Source organism: Citrobacter sp. CF971, assembly GCF_006385635.1.
Classification (GTDB): Bacteria; Pseudomonadota; Gammaproteobacteria; order Enterobacterales; family Enterobacteriaceae; genus Citrobacter; species Citrobacter freundii.
On sequence record NZ_CP041051.1, the window covers coordinates 352,841 to 371,420 of the forward strand.

General features: G+C 49.9%; 28 protein-coding genes and 3 pseudogenes. 19 read left to right on the top strand and 12 right to left on the bottom strand.

Translation table 11 applies throughout. The features are described from left to right. Positions 1-45 precede the first annotated feature (45 nt). Positions 46-564, bottom strand: coding sequence for a zinc uptake transcriptional repressor Zur (gene zur, locus E6P06_RS05155; RefSeq protein WP_003031709.1), 519 nt, complete (start codon positions 562-564; stop codon positions 46-48). Positions 565-679: 115 nt separating this feature from the next. On the opposite strand from zur, the gene E6P06_RS05160 reads away from it, so the two are divergent. The 4 genes and pseudogenes from E6P06_RS05160 to E6P06_RS27615 all read left to right on the top strand — a co-directional run bounded on the left by E6P06_RS05160 (position 680) and on the right by E6P06_RS27615 (position 2,398). After that, complete coding sequence (locus tag E6P06_RS05160; RefSeq protein ID WP_003031710.1) at positions 680-1,168, top strand: cupin domain-containing protein; 489 nt, start codon at positions 680-682, stop codon at positions 1,166-1,168. Between the two features lie 107 nt (positions 1,169-1,275). Continuing rightward, positions 1,276-1,350, top strand: a pseudogene (locus E6P06_RS27895) (hypothetical protein); the annotation flags it as partial. Positions 1,351-1,495: 145 nt separating this feature from the next. After that, positions 1,496-2,029 carry a hypothetical protein gene (locus E6P06_RS05165; RefSeq protein WP_047722340.1) on the top strand — a complete coding sequence of 178 codons (534 nt, stop codon included), beginning with the start codon at positions 1,496-1,498 and terminating at the stop codon, positions 2,027-2,029. A gap of 195 nt (positions 2,030-2,224) precedes the next feature. Continuing rightward, positions 2,225-2,398 carry a hypothetical protein gene (locus E6P06_RS27615; protein WP_020838469.1) on the top strand — a complete coding sequence of 58 codons (174 nt, stop codon included), beginning with the start codon at positions 2,225-2,227 and terminating at the stop codon, positions 2,396-2,398. A 65-nt stretch (positions 2,399-2,463) separates the two neighbouring features. On the opposite strand, the gene E6P06_RS05170 is transcribed toward E6P06_RS27615, so the two are convergent. From E6P06_RS05170 to E6P06_RS05220, 11 genes and pseudogenes are all read right to left on the bottom strand, one after another. Next, positions 2,464-2,736, bottom strand: a complete 273-nt coding sequence (locus E6P06_RS05170) for a pyocin activator PrtN family protein (RefSeq protein WP_020838472.1) — start codon at positions 2,734-2,736, stop codon at positions 2,464-2,466. Between the two features lie 38 nt (positions 2,737-2,774). Then, a pseudogene (locus E6P06_RS05175) lies at positions 2,775-3,348 on the bottom strand (3'-5' exonuclease). Positions 3,349-3,495: 147 nt separating this feature from the next. Next, positions 3,496-3,787, bottom strand: a pseudogene (locus E6P06_RS27900) (DUF550 domain-containing protein); the annotation flags it as partial. A 398-nt stretch (positions 3,788-4,185) separates the two neighbouring features. Beyond that, a complete protein-coding gene (locus tag E6P06_RS05190) occupies positions 4,186-4,707 on the bottom strand; it encodes a hypothetical protein (RefSeq protein ID WP_241424411.1) in 522 nt (173 codons plus the stop codon). Between the two features lie 28 nt (positions 4,708-4,735). Beyond that, positions 4,736-4,990, bottom strand: a complete 255-nt coding sequence (locus tag E6P06_RS05195) for a hypothetical protein (RefSeq protein ID WP_139935004.1) — start codon at positions 4,988-4,990, stop codon at positions 4,736-4,738. Beyond that, on the bottom strand, positions 4,987-5,163 hold the full coding sequence (locus E6P06_RS27620; protein WP_001253786.1) for a hypothetical protein: 177 nt from the start codon (positions 5,161-5,163) through the stop codon (positions 4,987-4,989). The genes E6P06_RS05195 and E6P06_RS27620 overlap by 4 nt, the downstream gene beginning before the upstream one ends. Further along, positions 5,151-5,690 carry an HD family hydrolase gene (locus tag E6P06_RS05200; RefSeq protein ID WP_139935005.1) on the bottom strand — a complete coding sequence of 180 codons (540 nt, stop codon included), beginning with the start codon at positions 5,688-5,690 and terminating at the stop codon, positions 5,151-5,153. Before E6P06_RS05200 ends, E6P06_RS27620 begins: the two co-directional genes overlap by 13 nt. Before the next feature lie 128 nt (positions 5,691-5,818). After that, on the bottom strand, positions 5,819-6,646 hold the full coding sequence (locus E6P06_RS05205) for a YfdQ family protein (RefSeq protein ID WP_139935006.1): 828 nt from the start codon (positions 6,644-6,646) through the stop codon (positions 5,819-5,821). Positions 6,647-6,702: 56 nt separating this feature from the next. Then, entirely contained in the window at positions 6,703-7,074 is a 372-nt protein-coding gene (locus E6P06_RS05210; protein WP_001515608.1) for a hypothetical protein, read from the bottom strand. Positions 7,075-7,349: 275 nt separating this feature from the next. Further along, positions 7,350-7,523 carry a helix-turn-helix domain-containing protein gene (locus E6P06_RS27905; protein ID WP_369711854.1) on the bottom strand — a complete coding sequence of 58 codons (174 nt, stop codon included), beginning with the start codon at positions 7,521-7,523 and terminating at the stop codon, positions 7,350-7,352. Positions 7,524-7,956: 433 nt separating this feature from the next. Next, entirely contained in the window at positions 7,957-8,589 is a 633-nt protein-coding gene (locus E6P06_RS05220) for a LexA family transcriptional regulator (protein WP_139935008.1), read from the bottom strand. A gap of 97 nt (positions 8,590-8,686) precedes the next feature. On the opposite strand from E6P06_RS05220, the gene E6P06_RS05225 reads away from it, so the two are divergent. From E6P06_RS05225 to E6P06_RS05295, 15 genes are all read left to right on the top strand, one after another. After that, positions 8,687-8,911, top strand: a complete 225-nt coding sequence (locus E6P06_RS05225; protein ID WP_139935009.1) for a helix-turn-helix domain-containing protein — start codon at positions 8,687-8,689, stop codon at positions 8,909-8,911. Between the two features lie 34 nt (positions 8,912-8,945). Then, the gene (locus tag E6P06_RS05230; protein WP_139935010.1) at positions 8,946-9,512 is read left to right on the top strand and encodes a YmfL family putative regulatory protein; all 567 of its coding nucleotides are present in this window, start codon (positions 8,946-8,948) and stop codon (positions 9,510-9,512) included. 172 nt (positions 9,513-9,684) lie between these two features. Then, positions 9,685-9,864, top strand: coding sequence for a DUF4222 domain-containing protein (locus tag E6P06_RS05235; protein ID WP_103848493.1), 180 nt, complete (start codon positions 9,685-9,687; stop codon positions 9,862-9,864). Continuing rightward, on the top strand, positions 9,854-10,735 hold the full coding sequence (locus tag E6P06_RS05240; RefSeq protein ID WP_139935011.1) for a conserved phage C-terminal domain-containing protein: 882 nt from the start codon (positions 9,854-9,856) through the stop codon (positions 10,733-10,735). Before E6P06_RS05235 ends, E6P06_RS05240 begins: the two co-directional genes overlap by 11 nt. Further along, entirely contained in the window at positions 10,732-12,051 is a 1,320-nt protein-coding gene (locus E6P06_RS05245) for a phage N-6-adenine-methyltransferase (RefSeq protein ID WP_139935012.1), read from the top strand. Before E6P06_RS05240 ends, E6P06_RS05245 begins: the two co-directional genes overlap by 4 nt. After that, a complete protein-coding gene (locus E6P06_RS05250) occupies positions 12,048-12,446 on the top strand; it encodes a RusA family crossover junction endodeoxyribonuclease (RefSeq protein ID WP_000780154.1) in 399 nt (132 codons plus the stop codon). Before E6P06_RS05245 ends, E6P06_RS05250 begins: the two co-directional genes overlap by 4 nt. A gap of 86 nt (positions 12,447-12,532) precedes the next feature. Continuing rightward, positions 12,533-13,417 carry an ORF6N domain-containing protein gene (locus E6P06_RS05255; protein ID WP_246862891.1) on the top strand — a complete coding sequence of 295 codons (885 nt, stop codon included), beginning with the start codon at positions 12,533-12,535 and terminating at the stop codon, positions 13,415-13,417. Beyond that, positions 13,414-13,935: a hypothetical protein gene (locus tag E6P06_RS05260; protein ID WP_069219404.1), complete on the top strand. Its 522-nt coding sequence runs from the start codon at positions 13,414-13,416 to the stop codon at positions 13,933-13,935. The genes E6P06_RS05255 and E6P06_RS05260 overlap by 4 nt, the downstream gene beginning before the upstream one ends. 10 nt (positions 13,936-13,945) lie before the next feature. Then, positions 13,946-15,001: a DUF968 domain-containing protein gene (locus E6P06_RS05265; RefSeq protein WP_071681477.1), complete on the top strand. Its 1,056-nt coding sequence runs from the start codon at positions 13,946-13,948 to the stop codon at positions 14,999-15,001. Positions 15,002-15,016: 15 nt separating this feature from the next. Next, positions 15,017-15,847 (top strand): antitermination protein, encoded by an 831-nt coding sequence (locus tag E6P06_RS05270; RefSeq protein WP_139935013.1) that lies wholly within the window; start codon positions 15,017-15,019, stop codon positions 15,845-15,847. 123 nt (positions 15,848-15,970) lie between these two features. Further along, positions 15,971-16,507, top strand: coding sequence for a heme biosynthesis HemY N-terminal domain-containing protein (locus E6P06_RS05275; protein WP_134393419.1), 537 nt, complete (start codon positions 15,971-15,973; stop codon positions 16,505-16,507). 88 nt (positions 16,508-16,595) lie between these two features. Continuing rightward, on the top strand, positions 16,596-16,982 hold the full coding sequence (locus E6P06_RS05280) for a phage holin family protein (RefSeq protein ID WP_008784467.1): 387 nt from the start codon (positions 16,596-16,598) through the stop codon (positions 16,980-16,982). Further along, positions 16,969-17,250 (top strand): phage holin family protein, encoded by a 282-nt coding sequence (locus E6P06_RS05285; protein WP_000250463.1) that lies wholly within the window; start codon positions 16,969-16,971, stop codon positions 17,248-17,250. The genes E6P06_RS05280 and E6P06_RS05285 overlap by 14 nt, the downstream gene beginning before the upstream one ends. Further along, on the top strand, positions 17,250-17,867 hold the full coding sequence (locus tag E6P06_RS05290) for a glycoside hydrolase family 19 protein (RefSeq protein ID WP_139935014.1): 618 nt from the start codon (positions 17,250-17,252) through the stop codon (positions 17,865-17,867). The genes E6P06_RS05285 and E6P06_RS05290 overlap by 1 nt, the downstream gene beginning before the upstream one ends. Then, entirely contained in the window at positions 17,864-18,403 is a 540-nt protein-coding gene (locus E6P06_RS05295; protein ID WP_139935015.1) for a DUF2514 domain-containing protein, read from the top strand. Before E6P06_RS05290 ends, E6P06_RS05295 begins: the two co-directional genes overlap by 4 nt. Positions 18,404-18,580 lie beyond the last annotated feature (177 nt).

Consider the following 18,580-nt stretch of genomic DNA (forward strand, 5'->3'; position numbering starts at 1 on the left):
ACCCCTCCCTCCTGAGAGTACAAGGATGTACGCTCTCCCGCTTACCTAGCGCCCCACTTTCTTCTTCACCTGAATCGTATGGTCATGCTGGCACTCGCCAGGATGGCGGCATGACTCAACTTCTACACAGGCCGGACACAGCCCGTGTGCTTCAATAACATTATGTCGCAGAGCAAAGCCCATTTTGGCCGCCAGCGTATGCATGATGTCTTCCACACCTTCTGCGCACTCTTCTTTTACCACACCACAGCGGTCACAAATGAACATCGCGGAACTGTGCGTTGGCTGATCGAACAGATGGCAAAGGACATAGCTGTTGGTGGATTCCACCTTATGCACAAACCCTTGTTCCAGCAGAAAATCGAGCGCACGATACACGGTTGGCGGCTTGGCCTGCGGCTCAGTTTCCCGCAACAGGTCGAGCAGGTCATAGGCGCTGATAGCCCCTTCCTGCAGGCTCATCAGGCGCAACACTTCGAGACGCTGTGGCGTAAGCCGCACGTTGCGTTGCGCACAGAGTTTTTCAGCTTGAGCCAATAACTCTTGCGTAGTGGTTTTGTCCATTTGGCGCCTCGATTTGCGTGGAAGGTTAATCCCTTACTTTAACATGTTCTGCTTAAAACGCCGAGATCCACCGCGGTGTGCTATACCTGACGCATCGCAATACTGGAAAATAACCATGAAAAGACCCGATTGTATTCGCCACTGGCGTGAGGTTGAGGGGGCTGATGACTCCACTTATCCCGACAGCGATGAGCTATTTGCTATTGGCGCGCCGCTTGCCCGCAAATTGGGGTTAGGACGACTCGGCATTCATCATGAACGCCTGCCGCCGGGTCGGCGCACGTCGTACCCGCACGCTGAAAGCGATGAGGAAGAGTTTATCTATGTGCTGGAAGGTTATCCTGAGGCCTGGATTAACGGGTATTTATGGAAGCTAGAGCCGGGCGACAGCGTCGGTTTCCCGGCAGGTACAGGCGTGTGCCATACCTTTATCAATAACACCAGTGAAGAGGTGCGTCTGTTAGTCGTGGGTGAGGCGAACAAAAAATATAACCGCATTTATTATCCGCTTAACCCGGTCTATGCCGCTACACGTGAGGATCGCTGGGTCGACCATCCGCCGCAGTTTTTCGGATCACACGACGGAAAACCGGGGCGTAAATAGCGTTTGTTGATGGGCAGGGGGAGTGAGCCGCGAGGATGTGGCTCACTATCGTAACGGTCTATGCTATAGTAGCGCCCCTTTTTTAACCGGATGCTTGAATATTCGCCATGCTGCCTGAATCTCAGTCTACCGCTTTTCCCGCTCATCGTTTTTCTATCGCGCCGATGCTCGATAGGACGGATTATACAGAGAAATAGCGGTGTCGTGTGTTTTATGGGGGCCTATTGGGGACCCGATGTTTTTAATTTAATACGCAACTCTTACCAGGCATTGCATGGCGGGAATAGGTATAATGGGGTCTTTCGCCGTTCCGCTTGAGAGGCTCTAATGCTCACTTTAGACGAGATAGGTCAATCTGTTCGTAACAACATTCAGTTAGTTATTGACCATGTGGGGTTGCCTCTCGCAGTTGGCCCGATCAGTGATGAGGATTACAAGATCCTCTGTGGTGGTTATGGCGAGCTTGAGTGGGACTATATGCTCGGTGCCTATGGTAATTCTGATGACAAGTATGAATTTTGCATCAAACTTGTTCAGCAAGGAGTAGTGCAAGGGATTCCTTCAGGGGCGGCAATTTGTGTTTATGGGGTTGAAGATAAAATCTTTCGCATCCATATTGTTGAAAGGTTCTCAAGGGAAGATGAATCACACCCACTAAAAGGGCGCATGGTTTTGCTCACACTAATGAGTGCCTTTGTTTTTTGTAAGGCTGTCGAGTGTGAGGTTGTTCAAATTGTTGAACCAGTTCCTGAGCTGCAGCCATTTTATGAGTCGTTCGGTTTTTGCATGGAAAAGTGTGGTTACGTGATGTCTACAGCCACAGATAATCTACAAGAGACATTTCTTAAATTCGCACAATAGGTGTAGACGCCGAGTGTCTACAGATTGTAGGATATCCATCCGGATTACCTTAAAGGTACATCTGGGACAGTCGTTATGTATTCTCACTACTAAAAACGATGTCACCAATCGGAGGAACCGATTGGCACAAGTTGGCTGGACAAGCTAGCTTTAACTAAGAGGTTAGAGGCGCCCTTATCGTCTCGGGAGTTTTCTATGAAAGATCAAAAAGCAACCAAGCCACAGGTTAAGTTCGACACAATGAAAGCATTCGCAGGTATGGGTGCTGCTGTTGAAGTTCTGATGAAGGCTGCTCCTAACGCGTTCACTCACGCTATTGTCTCTGGTAAAGAGCAGCAGGGTAAGCTTCGTCGTCGCAAGGCAGCATGATCATAGCTGGTGCTTTTTGAAAGCCCGCCATCTGGCGGGTTTTTCTTTTTTTATCGGTGCAGAACTCAACTATTTTTCTGTTTGTTCGTTCTGACCCTTTCCCATTCAATTCTGCCTTCTTCACGCCGCTGGTCTATATACTCAGCAAGATCCTGAATGTTGATACAGCGCTTCGCTTTCTGTGATGTTCCTACACGGTAAGTCGGGATCGGCAACTGACAGGCATTTGCTTTCGCTTCTGCTGTGTTAGGGCTCATACCGAAATACTTTTGGCATACCGCTGACAGCTCGATGTTAGGCGTGTTGAACTCAGCCATAAGTAAAAACAAAGTATTCATAGACGTTCTCCATACAACCTGGCTGCACCCAGGGGAAATTACAGGTTGCTGCTGGTGGCCGGAATCAACTTCTGCCAGATCGCGGACACGTATTTTGCCTGATGTCGCGCATCGGCCAGTGCGTTATGTGCAACCCCATCGAATGGCATATCTCGCTTTGGATCGAAACCCACCACTCTGCCTAATGTGACGATGGTTCTGACGTCGTGATCGTTCCAAAATTGCCACGGGCAAACCTGGTCGGCGCGCTCATATGCGCCGCGCAATATAACGTTGTCGAAAGTAGATCCATTGCCCCAAACTTTTAAATATTTGGGGTTATCAGAATGCCGATTAATGATAATGGCTCAGTTCAGATAGGGCAGACGATATCGGCATCGCATCATCAACACAGATTGCTGATCGTGCTTCTGAGCTTTGTCTTAACCACCACAGAATAGTGTCACCATCCGGCACCGCACCCTGCTCCATAGCGCTTTCAAGGTTAACGGCGGTGTAAAACTCCTGACCCAGTTCACCGCTTTGCGGATCGAAGAACACGGCACCAATGGAGACGATAGGGGCATTTGGTTTTTTGCCCATGGACTCAAGGTCGATCATTAAATTGTTCACGTTATACATTCTCCTGCTGAGGTGCTGCTGGCAAATTGCATCCCATACATGGACACGGGAAAGTATTTGCTGACTTTTTCCAACGGAAATAACCTGTACCGCCGCAGTATTTGCAGGCTGTCCCCTCCGGAGTCACAAGCGAGTTGTCGGATTCCTTGATATGTAGCCTTGGCTTACCGTCTTTCGGCTCAGGCCATTCGCGCTGTTTGTTAATCACCAGCTTTTCTACCATCGCTTGGGTAATCTGCTCGTCACTGATACCGGCACGACGTTGCGCATCCCATAACAGGAACTGCATGTCAGCCCATTCGCTAAGGTCGCCTGGTTCCGCAGCGGCCTCGAGCGCTTCTTTGGAAAGGTGCTTCAGCGGACCAACTGGGCCGACATCCCCGAAAGTAGCCAGTGACCATGCTGCATGTTCACGGCGTACTTGTTCGCGGGCCATCGACTCCAGAACCCCATTAAACACTTTCACAGCATCAGCCATTGCGTAGCCGAGATTGCCGCCGTCGCTTTGTGCTGCTGCTTTGCTGAGTATTTCGCTTATCTGGTGCAGGCGATCGAGTGATACAGGACCGTGCGCCGGGTGGTTGTTAGTTGTCATGCGTTAGTCCTCACGGTTCTAAACAAGACTGATTGCTGAAAGCCGGTAAGAAACCATAGCCCATCGACTCGCTGGCTCATCTCATACCAGTCTTCCGGGTTAAGGTCGGACACGAGGTTGTCACCACAAATACAAGTATCTGGTCCGCGCTTCTCGGAATCATAAATATCACCAGGTGAGAACCACTCAGGATTAGTGGAATGAACACACTCCATTTTGGTTACGCCAGCCATCTATTCATCCCCCTCACACCGGAATCCTGCCAAGCGAATCTTCCGTCTGGCGAGCGTAATAGCCTCTTCATATGCTTTTTCTTGCTCATTCCAGTAGCCGTTTGTTTTTGGCAGCAAAACGGGATTAGCTAACTTTTCCTCCAGTTCTGCTACGCGCTGCCGAGCAGACTGATAAGCATCGATAACCACGTCCAACAATTGCCCGTCACACAGCAGTTTGCTAAGTTCAGGCTTCCACGCTACGCAGTCATCATTCGGGTCCTGCATGTTGTAGACGTAAGTATCAAAGGCTCCCATAAAGCGCCCGAATCCACCTTTGTCGTCTACAAGCACTTGCCAGGCGCGGAGAAGAAACAGTTTTTGGTTACGATCTAAATCCGTTCGGGATAGCTCATCAGCGATAATGCTGCTTTCACTACCGTGCCAGCGAGCGTCATTGCGTTGTGCAGCATGAAACAACTTCCAGAAATACTCGGTTTCTTTCTGGTCAGGACGGCATTGCTTAATTGTATGCACTGTCATGCTGCACGCTCCTGTTTGTTAAGTTCGGTCATTGGACTGTTCCTTTTCTGACTCTGCTCAATAACTGGTTAAACATCATGGTTAGGCTGTTACTACACCCAAACGGCATATCGTTAACACGGTATGTCGGAATGCCCTTGCGAACACCAGACTTCACGATCCGGCCGGTGCCATAGAGTTGCGATAATGCGCCAGCGACCGCGGGTGTCTTTTTGTTCATACCTTTGGCGATTTCACCGCTGGTGGTATTCGGATGAGTCTGGAGATATTCAAATACGGTCATGGTGTTTTACCTTTACGTTCCTGTTCCAGTTGCACCAGAGACTCTTTTAATGCTGCGAACGTAGCGTCCAGTCTGGTGGCGACTTCGCGCATAAGCGGTGCATGCTTTGGTGGCAGTTCAGCAACGGAGGCAAAAGCCTCCGCAACGAGTTCTTTTACCTTCATGCGGCGCATTGGCGCAGCTCCACCAGTTCGTTAAAGCGGTTCATGAATAGGCCATAGGCTTGACCAGGGCGGAGCGGGATAACCTGAACGAGATCAGAGCAGGGAATACCTTCGAGAATTTCCCACTTCGAACCGTCATCGATTTCCAGATCACGGCGCTCGGTGGCTAACATGGTTAGATCGGCATATTTTACGACAACAGCTTGTTCAAGAGAGATACCGAATTTAAAGCGGATAAGACCATCAACATAAGTTTCCATGCGCTGGTAGTCAGGCAGCAAGGCTTTGAGCGGGGCCGGAATATCTTGGCAATATGCCTCCGCAGCGTCGTGCATCAGCGCTTCAAAGGCGAACTCTGGCGGAACAATCTGGCTTACAAGCACAGAGTGCTGGGCTACGCTGTAGAACTCTGGAAGATGCCCAGCGAATCGACAGATGTTGGAAAGAGCAGTCGCGATATCCTCAACATCGATATCGTCGATAGTGGCGGTCAGGTAGTTAAATTTTTTGCCGGATAATGTCTGAATGTAGCTCATGGTTTTCTCCATATTGGCGCGCTGCACCGCGCAGATTTTGGTTGCACGAATCCCTCGCCGGTTGGCGATAATTAATGGAATTACGCTTCAATAAATCCCCGCGGCGCCGGGGATTTAATGCAGAGCAATTAGGCTTTAAAGTTACCGATGAAAGTTTCCACTGATTCACCTTCGAACTTGCTGATCAGCAAATCGCGGAATTCGTTGGCAATCTCTTCTTCCTGGGCTTCAAGTTGGACGATGCGCAGAACAAAGCAGGGTTCATCGCTAGTCAGCAGGCTGTTACGCAAGCTAAAGCGGCGTTCGCCCAGACCTTCATACGGCACACATTTGAACTCGAACGCCACAGGCATTACGTCTTTGCTGCTTGCTTCAACGCTTTGCATCAGCGATTTTTTACCAGCGAAATCACCAGTTTCATGGTCCTGCTGGGTTGCTTGCTGAATAGTGATACGACGCACAGCCTGAGCCGCCTGGGAAATCTGCATCGCATTGCCATCAGCATCAAACGCCAGCAGGTAATCGCTCCAGTCTTCCAGCCATTCAGCGATTTGCTTTTGCTTCAGGCGTTGGCCATCGATTTGCAGTAACGCGCGGAACGGGGCGGTTTTCTTCAGGGTGATTGAAGCAACGTTATCGGCGTGACCGGGATTATCCAGGGTGCCGATGTTGAACACTGAACGGGCGGTCATATTGTCAGCGTCAATGAAGCAACGAGCTGGCTCACTGTCGCTGGCGTAACCTTTAGAATAACGTGCGAAGTCGTCAATACTGGTTGTGGTCATTGCGCCACGAAAGCGGAAACGCTCCAGAGAAAAGCGCTCGAGGCTTTCAACGCCAGTACCCTCTGGCAGTAATGCGGTCGGGCAAGCCAGGCCATGAATATCATTCAGGTGATAACCGGAAAGAACCAGGTCTTTGACCTGCTTGAAGGTACCGCTGTCTAACTGAGACATAAAAATTCCTTATTAACTGATGATCAAAGTGGTATCAGTGAGTTTGTTGTTGCGGATCACTGAGCCGCTTTAAGCTTTCCATCCACCGCGCCAGTGATCCCGAACAGTTGACCCTGATCTTCCTGCAGGATGGTTAGCTTCCCGCCTTTGTTGACCCACATCGGGGTTTCGGTTGTGTCCTCTTCTGAGGCTTTACCACGCGGTGTTGGGGTGCTGTAGTTCAGCTTGTGCTTGATCTTGACGCGCTTCTCTTCAACGGAATTACCCATGCGCTCAAAATCAAATGTGAGGACTACTTTGCCTTTGTTGCCGTTGTTCAGAACGCCAAGCGCGGTGGTATTAAGTGCTGCCGCGATTTTGTTCATGAACACGCCGGCATCCAGTTCGCCAAGAAAATCTGGCACTACGGTCATGCGGTCATTACTCATGGTTTTACCCTCGTTAAGGCGGCTGCAACCGCCGAACTTTCTCCATACACAACAGAGAAGGGCACCTGCATTTGTAGGCGACTGCAACCGCCATCCTCTTGCCGGGTGGATTGGGTTATGAGCCCGTCGCCCGGTGATGCCCTTTTCTGTTGTGCCCTGAAAAAGGCTGACGGTTACCGGACAAGTGGGAAAACACCGGGCCGCCAGAACAGGGAGTTACTTGTTATTGCTTTGGCCTGCTTTTAACCACATCAGGCGCGGTGGTAGGTACTTAGCTACCTTGTGGCACTTGCTTTCGATGAGGCAAGATAGACATCCAAATCACTTTTTAGGTAAGTAACCTTTCTACCAATTTTTAAAAAAGGTATACGAACCTTTCCGGTGCTAGCCCAATTAGCTAATGTTTGCGCCTCCACGCCGATATAAGCGGCGGCGGCAGCTCTATTCATCTTTTCATGTTGTTCAGACGGAATACACGTGGCTTCAAAATCAAAGCCCAGCATTTCAAAGGCATAGATAATAGAACCCAATGCCATTTGTTTAACTGTTCCGTAGTTACTGCTTTCAACTTGGCTTAATGCAGTTTTTGCTGCTTCAATCACCACAAGCCAGGCATCTCGTTGATTTTCGAAACTGTCATCCATATCCAATCTCCTGCCATGTGCGAATCATCCGGTTATTCATACGCCACCGGCGGCTACTTCGTGGGCGTCCTGCCTGTTCGCTGTTGATGAAATAAGATTACAGATAAAACTGTTAGAATGTCAACAGTAAAAACTGTTTTATTGGTTTTGTATACACTGAAATCTGTAATTTGTTGTTTTGAAGAAGATTCAAGGCACAAAAAAAACCGGCAGTGCCGGTTTTTGTTGAATGGGGAGGTTATCTTTTACGTCTGTAAATTCTATGCTCTATCATCACGCCGATTATTTTTAATGGGCGATCGGTGCTATTGATTGTGGGGTAATCGTCATTTAATGGAACCAGTTCGTAATGCTGCCTACCTGTTAAATCAGTAAATGTAGGTCGATACTTTTTAAAAGTTGCTTCGTTATTTCCATTTTTTGCGACAACAAACTCACCTGGGATCGGCTCCAACTCAGGATCCACAATGATAATGTCCCCCTCTTTGAAGTCAGGTTCCATTGAGTCTCCCTCTATTCTAAGAGCGAAGGTAAACTCTGACATGTCAGTGTCGGTCATGATGTATTCGAAACTTCCGTCAAACGCATCAATTGGGTGTTTTTCTGCCAAGGCACCGGCCTGGACGTAACTAATCAAAGGGACCTTCCTTGAGTTAACATCACTGAGAGGCATGAATGGTCCACCATTCATCAGCCAAGTAGGATCACATTTAAGTGCTTTACTGATACCTACTATGTTGCGTGGTTTTTTAGTTTTACCATCCTCAATGCTTGCCCATGATTGCTGGCGAATGCCAGCCTTTTCAGCCGCTTGTTCTTGAGTAAGACCAAGTTCAATTCGCTTTTGTTTTACACGATCTGCAAGGCTCATAGCTCCTCCATTCCCATGGCCTCATGTTCACAGTTTAAACTGTGATTGACAAACAGTAGTGTCTGTTCAAGAATACAGATAAAACTGTGGAGGTGTTATGGAATCAATTTCTCAAAGATTAAAATGTAAACGTGAAGAGATGAATCTTTCACAAACCCAACTTGCTGAATTGGTGGGTATGACTCAACAGTCCTTACAAGCCATCGAGGCGGGGCTAACTAAGCGTCCTCGTTACATCGTCGAATTGTCCTCCGCTCTGAACTGTGACCCTCATTGGTTGCTTTACGGAGAAAATATAAATCAAGAGATTAACGGTCATTGACTGTATTAGAAACCACAGAAATTAGGGGACAACCGTGGATAAACAACACTGGAAAGTAGAGCGGCAACCGGCATGGCTGGTGGCTGCAATCAAAAGAACTATTGCCGAAATGCCAGGCGGCTATGCCGAAGCCGCTGAATGGCTTGGCCTGTATCGCGCTGGAAAACTCTCAACGGATGCGCTCTACAACAGACTGCGTAACGAAGGTGATCAAATTTTCCCGCTTGAGTGGGCGATGGTGCTTCAGGATGCAAGCGGTACTAAGTATGTCACCGATGCGATAGCCCGCCGTAGTGGTGGCGTCTTCGTTCCGCTAGTGGAAGTTGATGATCTTGATAACGGCGATATCAACCAGCGCCTGATGGAGTCAATCGAATGGATTGGTAAACACTCGCAGTACCTGCGTAAGGCAACCGCTGACGGGGTTATTGATCCGGCAGAACGTGAGCAGATCGAAGAGAACAGTTATCAGGTGATGGCTAAGTGGCAGGAGCATTTGACGCTACTCTTCCGTGTTTTCTGTGCACCAGAAAAGAGTGACGCCCGCGAGTGTGCAGCTCCGGGCGCCTTGGCGAACAACTCTTCGAGTATGGAGAAATAATCCGCATGAGCAGTTTAACGGCTTTTAGCCGTCTACCGCAACTCAGGATGATCCCGGTTTCGGGTACTCCGTTGTTTCGGTATGAACGCAGATTATCAAACCGCTGGGTTCCGTGTAACCACAGTAGGGCGGTTTCAATTGTGGGGGTCTACAACCGGAGGGCAAAACGCCTGTGCGCGAACTTAACCGAAGGTTCAAAGACCACCGTGGAGTGCCAGTCCGTGTTATCCGCTGGGAGCCAGAAACACAGCGCGTTATCTACCTGCGAGATGGCTATCCACACGAATGTTTCAGGCCGCTTGAGCAGTTCAGGCAAAAGTTCAGGGAGATAACGGACGATCATGAGCACTAAATTAACCGGCTACGTATGGGATGGTTGCGCAGCGTCGGGCATGAAGTTGTCCAGTGTTGCGATCATGGCTCGCCTTGCTGACTTCAGCAGCGATGAAGGTGTGTGCTGGCCGTCAATTGAAACTATTGCTCGCCAGCTTGGCGCAGGCCCGAGCACTATCAGAACGGCAATCGCAAAGCTTGAAAAAGATGGCTGGCTCACACGTACACAGCGCCGTAATGGTAACCGTAATGCTTCGAACGTGTATCGGCTGAATGTGGCGAAACTTCAGACTGCCGCATTTTCTCAACTGTCAGATTCTGACACGTCAAAATCTGACACGTCAAAATCTGACGCATCAAAATTTGACGCCTCAAAAACTGACCCGTCGAAATCTGGCAAAAACGATGGTTTTGACCCGTCAGAATCTGGCGGGGATCCGTCAGTAAAATCAAAACAAGATCCACAAGTAACTTCAAAACCCTCTTGTCCGGTTGCGGCGCAACCCGACCCTGAGGTTGTGATTACTGATCAGGCCAGACAGGTTTTGTCTTACCTGAATCAGACTACTGGCTCACGCTACCAGGTATGCAGCACGTCGCTGGAGAATATTCGCGCCCGTCTTCGGGAACAATTCACTGTTGATGACCTGTGCTTGGTAGTGGATTACAAAAATGCCGATTGGCGTGATAGCGAGCAGGCGCAATACCTCCGCCCGGCAACTCTGTTCATTCCAAAAAACTTCCCTGGTTACCTGCAAAGCGCGACCAAATGGTCCAGTGCTGGCCGGCCTGAACGCGTTAACGGCAAATGGGAGACTAACTCAGCCAGCCGCGCAAACTTCCAGAGTGTTGATTACTCACTGCCAGAAAATTCGGGGTTCCGTTCATGATGACCAATAAATATTGCCAGGCGCTGGCGGCACTGCGTAGCAAACCAGCTCACGAATTGAAAGAGGTTGGCGATCAGTGGCGGACACCGGATCTGCTTTTTTGGGGGATCAACGCGCTATTTGGTCCATTAGTTCTGGATTTGTTTGCTGACGACGACAACGCGAAATGCCCGGCATGGTACACCGCCGAAGATAACGCGCTGACGCAGGACTGGTCTGAACGTCTGGCTGAACTGGGTGGCGCTGGCTATGGCAACCCACCGTATAGCCGTTCGCAGTACCACGAGAAGCAGGCGATCACCGGCATGACGCACATCATGAACTACGCAGCAGCCCAGCGCGAGAAGGGCGGTCGCTATGTATTCCTGATAAAAGCCGCGCCGAGTGAAACGTGGTGGCCGGAAGATGCCGATAACATTGTATTCATTCGCGGGCGCATTGGGTTCGATCTGCCTGTGTGGTTTGTACCTGCTGACGAAAAACAGAAACCCACCAGCGCGTTTTTTGCCGGTGCCATAGCTGTATTCGATAAGTCATGGCGTGGCGAGCGGTTCAGCTATATCAACCGCACAGAACTGGAGGCAAAAGGGCGGGCGTTTATGGCTTTGGCACAATTTGCTGCCAGCAAGTCTCAACCTGTAACTGCCACACCTCCTGCAGCTGATAAGCCAGAAGCAGAGTTGCCACTCACCCAGAAAGATATTTTTGCTATCAGCGGTGTCGAGGCGTGGGCATGCGTTAGAGCTGCGTTTGGCGATAAAGAAGAATACACATTCAGTGAATCGAAGTTTGGGCATACCTGGGCGGCGGATTCTGTCGAAGCACCGGAATTCACTCAGGTATCACCTTTAACGATCGACAAAGCGAAGCTGCTTATTCGTGAGAGTATTTTGTTCGGTGTGGATGAGTGGCTGTTGTCGATTGAATTCGATGACGCTGCTGTGCGCCTGGATATGTCGGAACGTATTCGCACTGTTGCCCTTGAAGCATCCGGTGAATATGGCATGAACAGCACTGACTTCATTGCAGCCATGGGAAGCCTGGATGTTTCCAGTTGGTCCAATATTCGCCAGATCCGCATGCACATCCGTGAGAAAGCTAAACCAGTATCGGATCCGCTTCCAGAGTCCCGTATCTGGCCGCTGGAGGTTGGAATTGTATTCGACCAGGTGGATGGTGCTGACATGCTGGATGAATCACAGCAGAACAAGCTGAAAGCCAACATCAATCAACTCTGGCTGGAGCGGACGGCCACCAGCGAAATCATTACTGCAGTTTCTGAACTTGTTCGCAATATGCGGGGAGAGGCCGCATGAAACTGGTCCTGCCTTTTCCTCCGAGCGTGAACACTTACTGGCGCGCCCCTAACAAGGGGCCGCTTGCCGGTCGTCACCTCATTAGCGCTGATGGCCGTAAATACCAGAGCGCTGCCTGCGTGGCGATCATTGAGCAATTACGACGTCTCCCGAAGCCATCGACTGAACTGGCAGCGGTAGAAATCACTCTGTACCCGCCGGATGCGCGCCGCCGGGATATCGATAATTACAACAAAGCCCTGTTTGACGCGCTGACGCATGCGGGTGTCTGGGAAGACGACAGCCAGATTAAGCGCATGCTGGTGGAGTGGGGGCCGATAGTACCGAAGGGAAAAGTTGAGATAACCATAACGGCATATAAAAAAGAGGTGGTTATATGTCCAGCTGTGGGTTGAATATTGGTCGTTATGGCAGTAATGTCGGAAAGTGCAAGCGAAAAGGGCGTGCAGGCCCTTCGCAACAATCAGAGTATGGAGAGAATATGAGCAATCATCATGTTATGGGCACTGCTACGCCCAAAAATAGCACTTCATCAGTAATTTCCGTTAATCACTCGTCGGTGCCGGTGATCACTTATCGCAATCAACGTGTCGTGACAACGGATTCCCTTGCTGCCGGTTACGGCACAACACCAGTAAGAATTCAGCAAAACTTCGCTCGAAATGAGCAGCGATTTATCGAGGGTAAACACTTCTTCAAAATCACTGGTGAAGAGCTGAAATCGTTCCGACTATCATTTAGCGATGTGGTTAATAAACACACTACCTCGCTAATCCTATGGACTGAACGTGGTGCATCTCGCCACGCAAAAATGCTTGAAACCGAGTTAGCCTGGGACTTCTTTGAGCAGCTTGAAGATCATTACTTCAATCTTCGTGAGGTCCACGGTGTCATGCTGCCGAATATGTCTGATCCAATAACCCTGGCGCGTGCGTGGGCAGATGCCATGGAGGCAAAGCAGCAGGCTGAGGCGCTTACCCACCAGCAGGCCGAATATATCGAGCATCTCGAGAGCCTCTTCACTGACGGGCTTTCCCCTGTACAGTTCTGTAAGCGTTTGAATGGTGTGAATACCTCCAAGATCAGTGCCTGGCTTGTCTCTGCTAACTGGCTGTACGACGACAATCCCGAAGGCCGCAGTGCACAGTGGCGTGTTCGTTCGTATGCCCGCGACAAATACCTCACCGAGAAAAGCAGTAAAGTATCGCCAAACTCTGCGGTGAGCTTTACTACCTACCAGCCCGTCCTGCTGCGTGAAGGCGCTGTCTGGCTGTACAAAAACTACCTGAAGGGGAAGCTTCCGATGAAGGTCACCTGGAACGGTAGTTTTACCCACGATAAAGATTTAGCAGGGGGTCTCCAGTGAGAGTGACCCCTCCGCACCTTCAGCCTGTATTGTCCAGGGTTAAACGGTTTGTTGAAAAACAACCTGATGGGGCAACGCTCACCCATCTGACGCACAAAGTATCAGCATATAGCTCGTTGAGCCGGAAGGATAAAGAAAACCTGATCGATATCATCCGCGAAAACAGCCTGCTCTGCATTACTGATGACGGCAGGACAACAACCCTGCATCACCCTAAGTTTGGTCATAAATCCGTGGCGCCGGTTATTGCGTCGTCGAAGACATTGAAGGAAGCCACTATGAATAAGCCAACCGTGACCCCTGAAGAATTACGCAAGCAGGCTGAAGCCCTCATTCGTGCCGCTGAAGAAGCTGAAAAAAAGGCAGGTGACCGCGCTGAAATAAAAAAGCAACTCGATCCTCTGAAGCTTGAAATCCTCCAGGCTTATGGAATGGCAAGCCGTAAGTTTGATGAGTTTGTGGATGCTATGGCGGACATGGGGAAGGCCGTACAGAAATTTAAAGATCTGACGGTATAAGGGGTGGGCATTGAGAGCCTTACTTACCCCTGAAATGGTGCCACGCCTTGGCGTGGTGCTGTTCAAGCCAGGACGGGAGTTAATGCCCCTGTTTGCATCAGGTCGCGTGCTGGTTGAACGGGAGCCAGAAAACATGGCCCGGCTTCCGTCTGGTCGGATCCCCGATGCACAGCAACCGCTACTGGAGGATCCCAGCCTTCACACTTTCTTTACCGATGAACGGGTCATTACTGCTGCTGGTGGTATGTCCGGGCTTGAGTTCTGGCTTCGTCAGCGCATTAAAAAGTGTCAGTACCCTTTTTCTGATTACCATCATGCCGAGCTAACGACACTATGGCATCCGCCTGGCGCGTTGGTGGTGTGCTGGCACTGCGATAACAAATTGCGCGGGCAGACAACGGAAAGATTGCAGGCGCTTGCGCTGAACAATGTTGCCGAATGGATTATTGATACCGTACTGGCTGGGCTTGGCTACAACAAAGAGCGCTCCCTCTCTTTAGCCGAACTTTGCTGGTGGGCGGTTCAATCTGGTGTCGCCGATGCTGTCACCGAAGGAATGGCGCAGCGGGCACTACGGCTGCCAGACGAACCATTATTATCTGTTTACCGGGAAAGTGACATCGTACCTATGCCGCCGGCCACCAGCATTATGCAGGAAAAAGTCAGGCCGATTGAAACGTTACCAGCTCGGCGGTCAGACAGCCTGGATGTGGAAACCCAAAAGCCAATACTGACGTTAACCGTCGATCCGGAGTCTCCGGAGTCTTTCATGCTCAGGCCAAAACGTCGCCGCTGGATAAATGAGACGTACACCCGCTGGGTTAAAACACAACCCTGTGAGTGTTGCCGACGGCCAGCAGATGATCCGCACCATATCGTAGGGCACGGTATGGGTGGTACAGCAACAAAAGCCCATGACCTCTTCGTGATCCCTCTGTGCAGAGAGTGCCACGACGAGTTACACGCCGATGTACCAGCATTCGAGCAGAAGCATGGTACGCAGCTTGAGCTGCTACTGCGTTTTATGGATCGGGCGCTGGCGATCGGCGTAATTGCGAAAGCTTAAACGTATGGAGACCGTATGAACCTGGACAATGTTTTAAAGTTTTTTGCGCCTAAAGGCATGCACATCTCAGATACCAGCAGAGCGACAGCAAGTGAGCAACTTACTGTGACTGATGTAATGGCGGCACTGGGGATGACTCAGGCTGATGCGGGCATCGGGCTGGCAATGTTTCTGGGTAAAGCTGGTATCAGCAGCCAGGACAGGGAGGCGTCAATAGTTTGGCTAACAGAGTACGCGAAAGAGCATGCGCCCATGGCGATTCGCAAAGCATCAGGGAAAAAGTTTCCCCTCTGCATGCGTATCCTTGCCCGGTTTGCCTATAACGATTATTCCTCATCAGCCGCTGATAGCGTGGCATGCCCAAAATGTAGTGGTAAAGGGTTGCTTACAACCACTAAAACCGTGACTAAAAGCCATTACACAATGCGATTGCCACAATGGGCAAAAGACCTGAGACAGTCACCATCTGACTTTGAGGTTAAGCGCGATGTAACTGACACTGATCATACGTTATGTTCCCGCTGCCATGGCACCGGAAAGTTAAGTAAGCGATGCCAGTGCGGCGGCACAGGTAAGACTATTGACCGTAAAGCGACAGAACTGCAGGGCGTACCGGTTTACAAAGAATGTAAGCGCTGTGAAGGTCGGGGATACAGCAGGCCAAAATCATCGGTTGCCTATCGCGGTGTTTTTTCCGAGTTGCCCAGTCTGCCAGACCGAACGTGGCGTTATAGTTGGAAACCATTCTATGAAAGCCTGGTGACCAAATGTTTCCAGGAGGAGAGTTATTCAAGCTCTCAACTGAATCGGGTGACTAAAAGTGAAGATGTGATAAATATCGCGTAATTTAGCGTCATGATGTTTGCAATGTTGCCGTTTTTGTGTATATTTGACATCAATGATGGGCTTTGTATAACTATCGATCACTATGATAACCTCACCTCGGTGGGGTTTTTTTATGGTGATAGTATGGAACTGACTAAAGAAAATGTTGCATTAATTGCTGCTTTGGGGATTTTTGTGGGTACATTGATAACTTCTCTTACAAGTTACCTCCAGAACAGTAGTAGGCAGTCGCATGAGTGGCGCTCAGAAAGAAATAGAAGGAAAATTGAAAAGGGTGAACAGCTTTATGAGGCATTAATACTTTATAAAAAATTGCTTTTTGCCAATCATATGAGCTGGATAAATTGTATTGATGGGTGTTTTAAATCTGAGGACATTGGCGATAAATCAGACGAAATTCTCAGTAAAAACCCTGAGTATAAAGGAGTTGGTGATAGAATTATTTTAATCTCTGGTGTTTATTTTCCTGAGATTAGCGTTATGTTTGATGAATCTAGAAAATTGCTGAAACCAGCCAATTCTGTTTTCTTCAAAATACAGTCAGGTGAAGTTGACGATAAGAAATTGGCGAAGAATATAATTCTAAACGCTGGTCATAATTTTGATAAGGAGGCTAATAAAATGTTGGACTGTTTATCGAAAGAGATTAGATCGTTGTAACAACTCAAAATTAACGAAGGTCACCAGATGGTGGCCTTTTTTATTCCCCTCGTTCTGAGAGGACTCACAGCAATTAAGAGGGGGCTAAATGTCCGATCCGATTTCCGGTACTGGGCTGGCTGGTGGTGTCCTGACGGGCGCCAGCGTCTATGGATTTCTATCCGGAACCGATTACGGCGTGGTGTTTGGCGCGTTTGCCGGAGCTGTATTTTACATTGCAACCACTGCTGACCTGAGTGCAGCGCGCCGTCTGGCATATTTTCTGGTGTCGTATATCGCGGGGATCCTTTGTTCCGGGCTGGTGGGTTCAAAGCTGGCTCAGGTTACTGGCTACAGTGATAAACCACTGGATGCCATTGGCGCCGTAATCGTTTCTGCTTTAGCCGTCAAAATCCTGACGTTCCTGAATAATCAGGATGTCGGCTCGCTGGTGGCGCTGATAACGCGCCGGGGAGGTTCAGGTGGTACAAAATGACCCATCGGCAACTTTAAATGCATTGCTTTGCGCTGGGGTAGTGCTGACCCTGATGTTTTATCGTCGAGGCGATTCGCGACATCGACCATGGATATCTCGCCTTGCGTGGCTGCTTACGGTCATCTATAGCGCGGTTCCGCTGGCATATCTGTGCGGTATCTACCCTTATTCATCGTGGGCCACTATCGGGGCCAACATTATTTTCCTGTCTGTGCTGGTTGCCGTCAGAGGCAACGTGGCACGCCTGGTTGATCATCTGAGGCAATAATGAACCAATCACAATTTCAGCAGGCGGCTGGTATCAGCGCCGGGCTTTCTGCACGCTGGTTTCCGCATATTGATGCGGCAATGAAAGAGTTTGGAATCACAGCAGCTAACGATCAGGCCATGTTCATTGCACAAGTTGGGCATGAATCTGCTGGTTTTACCTCGCTGGTCGAGAGTTTCAACTACTCGGTAGACGGGCTGAAGAAAACCTTTGGTAAACGCCTGACACCGTATCAGTGTGAAATGCTGGGGCGTGTCGATGGTAAGCAGGTGGCCCACCAGCCGCAAATAGCCAATCTGGTTTATGGTGACCGCATGGGGAATAACAGCCAGGGTGACGGCTGGAAATATCGTGGTCGTGGCCTGCTTCAAATCACCGGCCGCGAGAACTACGCCAAATGCGGAGCGGCGCTGAAGATTGATCTGATCAGCACACCAGAGTTGCTGGCAAAGGAGAAGCATGCAGCCCGTTCTGCTGCATGGTTTTTCACATTACGTGGTTGCCTGATGTATTCAGGTGATGTTGTCCGTGTCACGCAGATCATCAACGGTGGCCAGAATGGACTGGCTGACAGAAATAGTCGTTATAACAAAGCGCGGGCGGCGTTGCTGGTATGACAGCGGCCTTTGCTTTCGTTAAGGCGCGGTGGAAAACAATCATTGTTTTGCTGATGTTGGCTGGTGCATTTCTTGCCGGGAACATCTGGAGTGAGCGGGGCTGGCAAAAGAAGTGGGCTGACCGTAATAGCATGGAATCTTCACAGGAAGCGAACGCGCAGACTGCCGCACGCTGGATTGAACAAGGGCGCATAATTGCCCGTGATGAGGCTGTAAAAGATGCACAAGCACAAGCCGCTAAATCTGCTGCCACTGCTGCTGGCCTGTCTGCCACTGTTAGCCAGTTGCGTACCGAAGCAACAAAGCTTGCCGCCCGCCTGGACGCCGCAAAGCACACCTCAGATCTTGCCACTGCCGTCAGAAGCAAAACAGCCGGAGCCGACGCCGCAGTGCTCGCCGACATGCTCGGAGATATTGCAGCAGAAGCTAAGCGATATGCTGGAATCGCTGACGAACGCTACACCGCCGGGATGACGTGTGAACGTATTTACGATTCGGTGAGAGAGTCAAACAACAACCCCATAGCCTCGCAATAGCGGGGCTGTTTTATGATCGCTGCTCATCATGAAAATGATAACTATTACCATTTTGGCGGGTCCTCCTGGCGGGGCGGCCTGCCACGGGGCGGCGTGCTCGCGGAAAACGGCTAGTTTTTCAGATCTAAGGTCATCATCATCATTTGCGCAGGTTATTGATCTCATTGGAGGTGATTT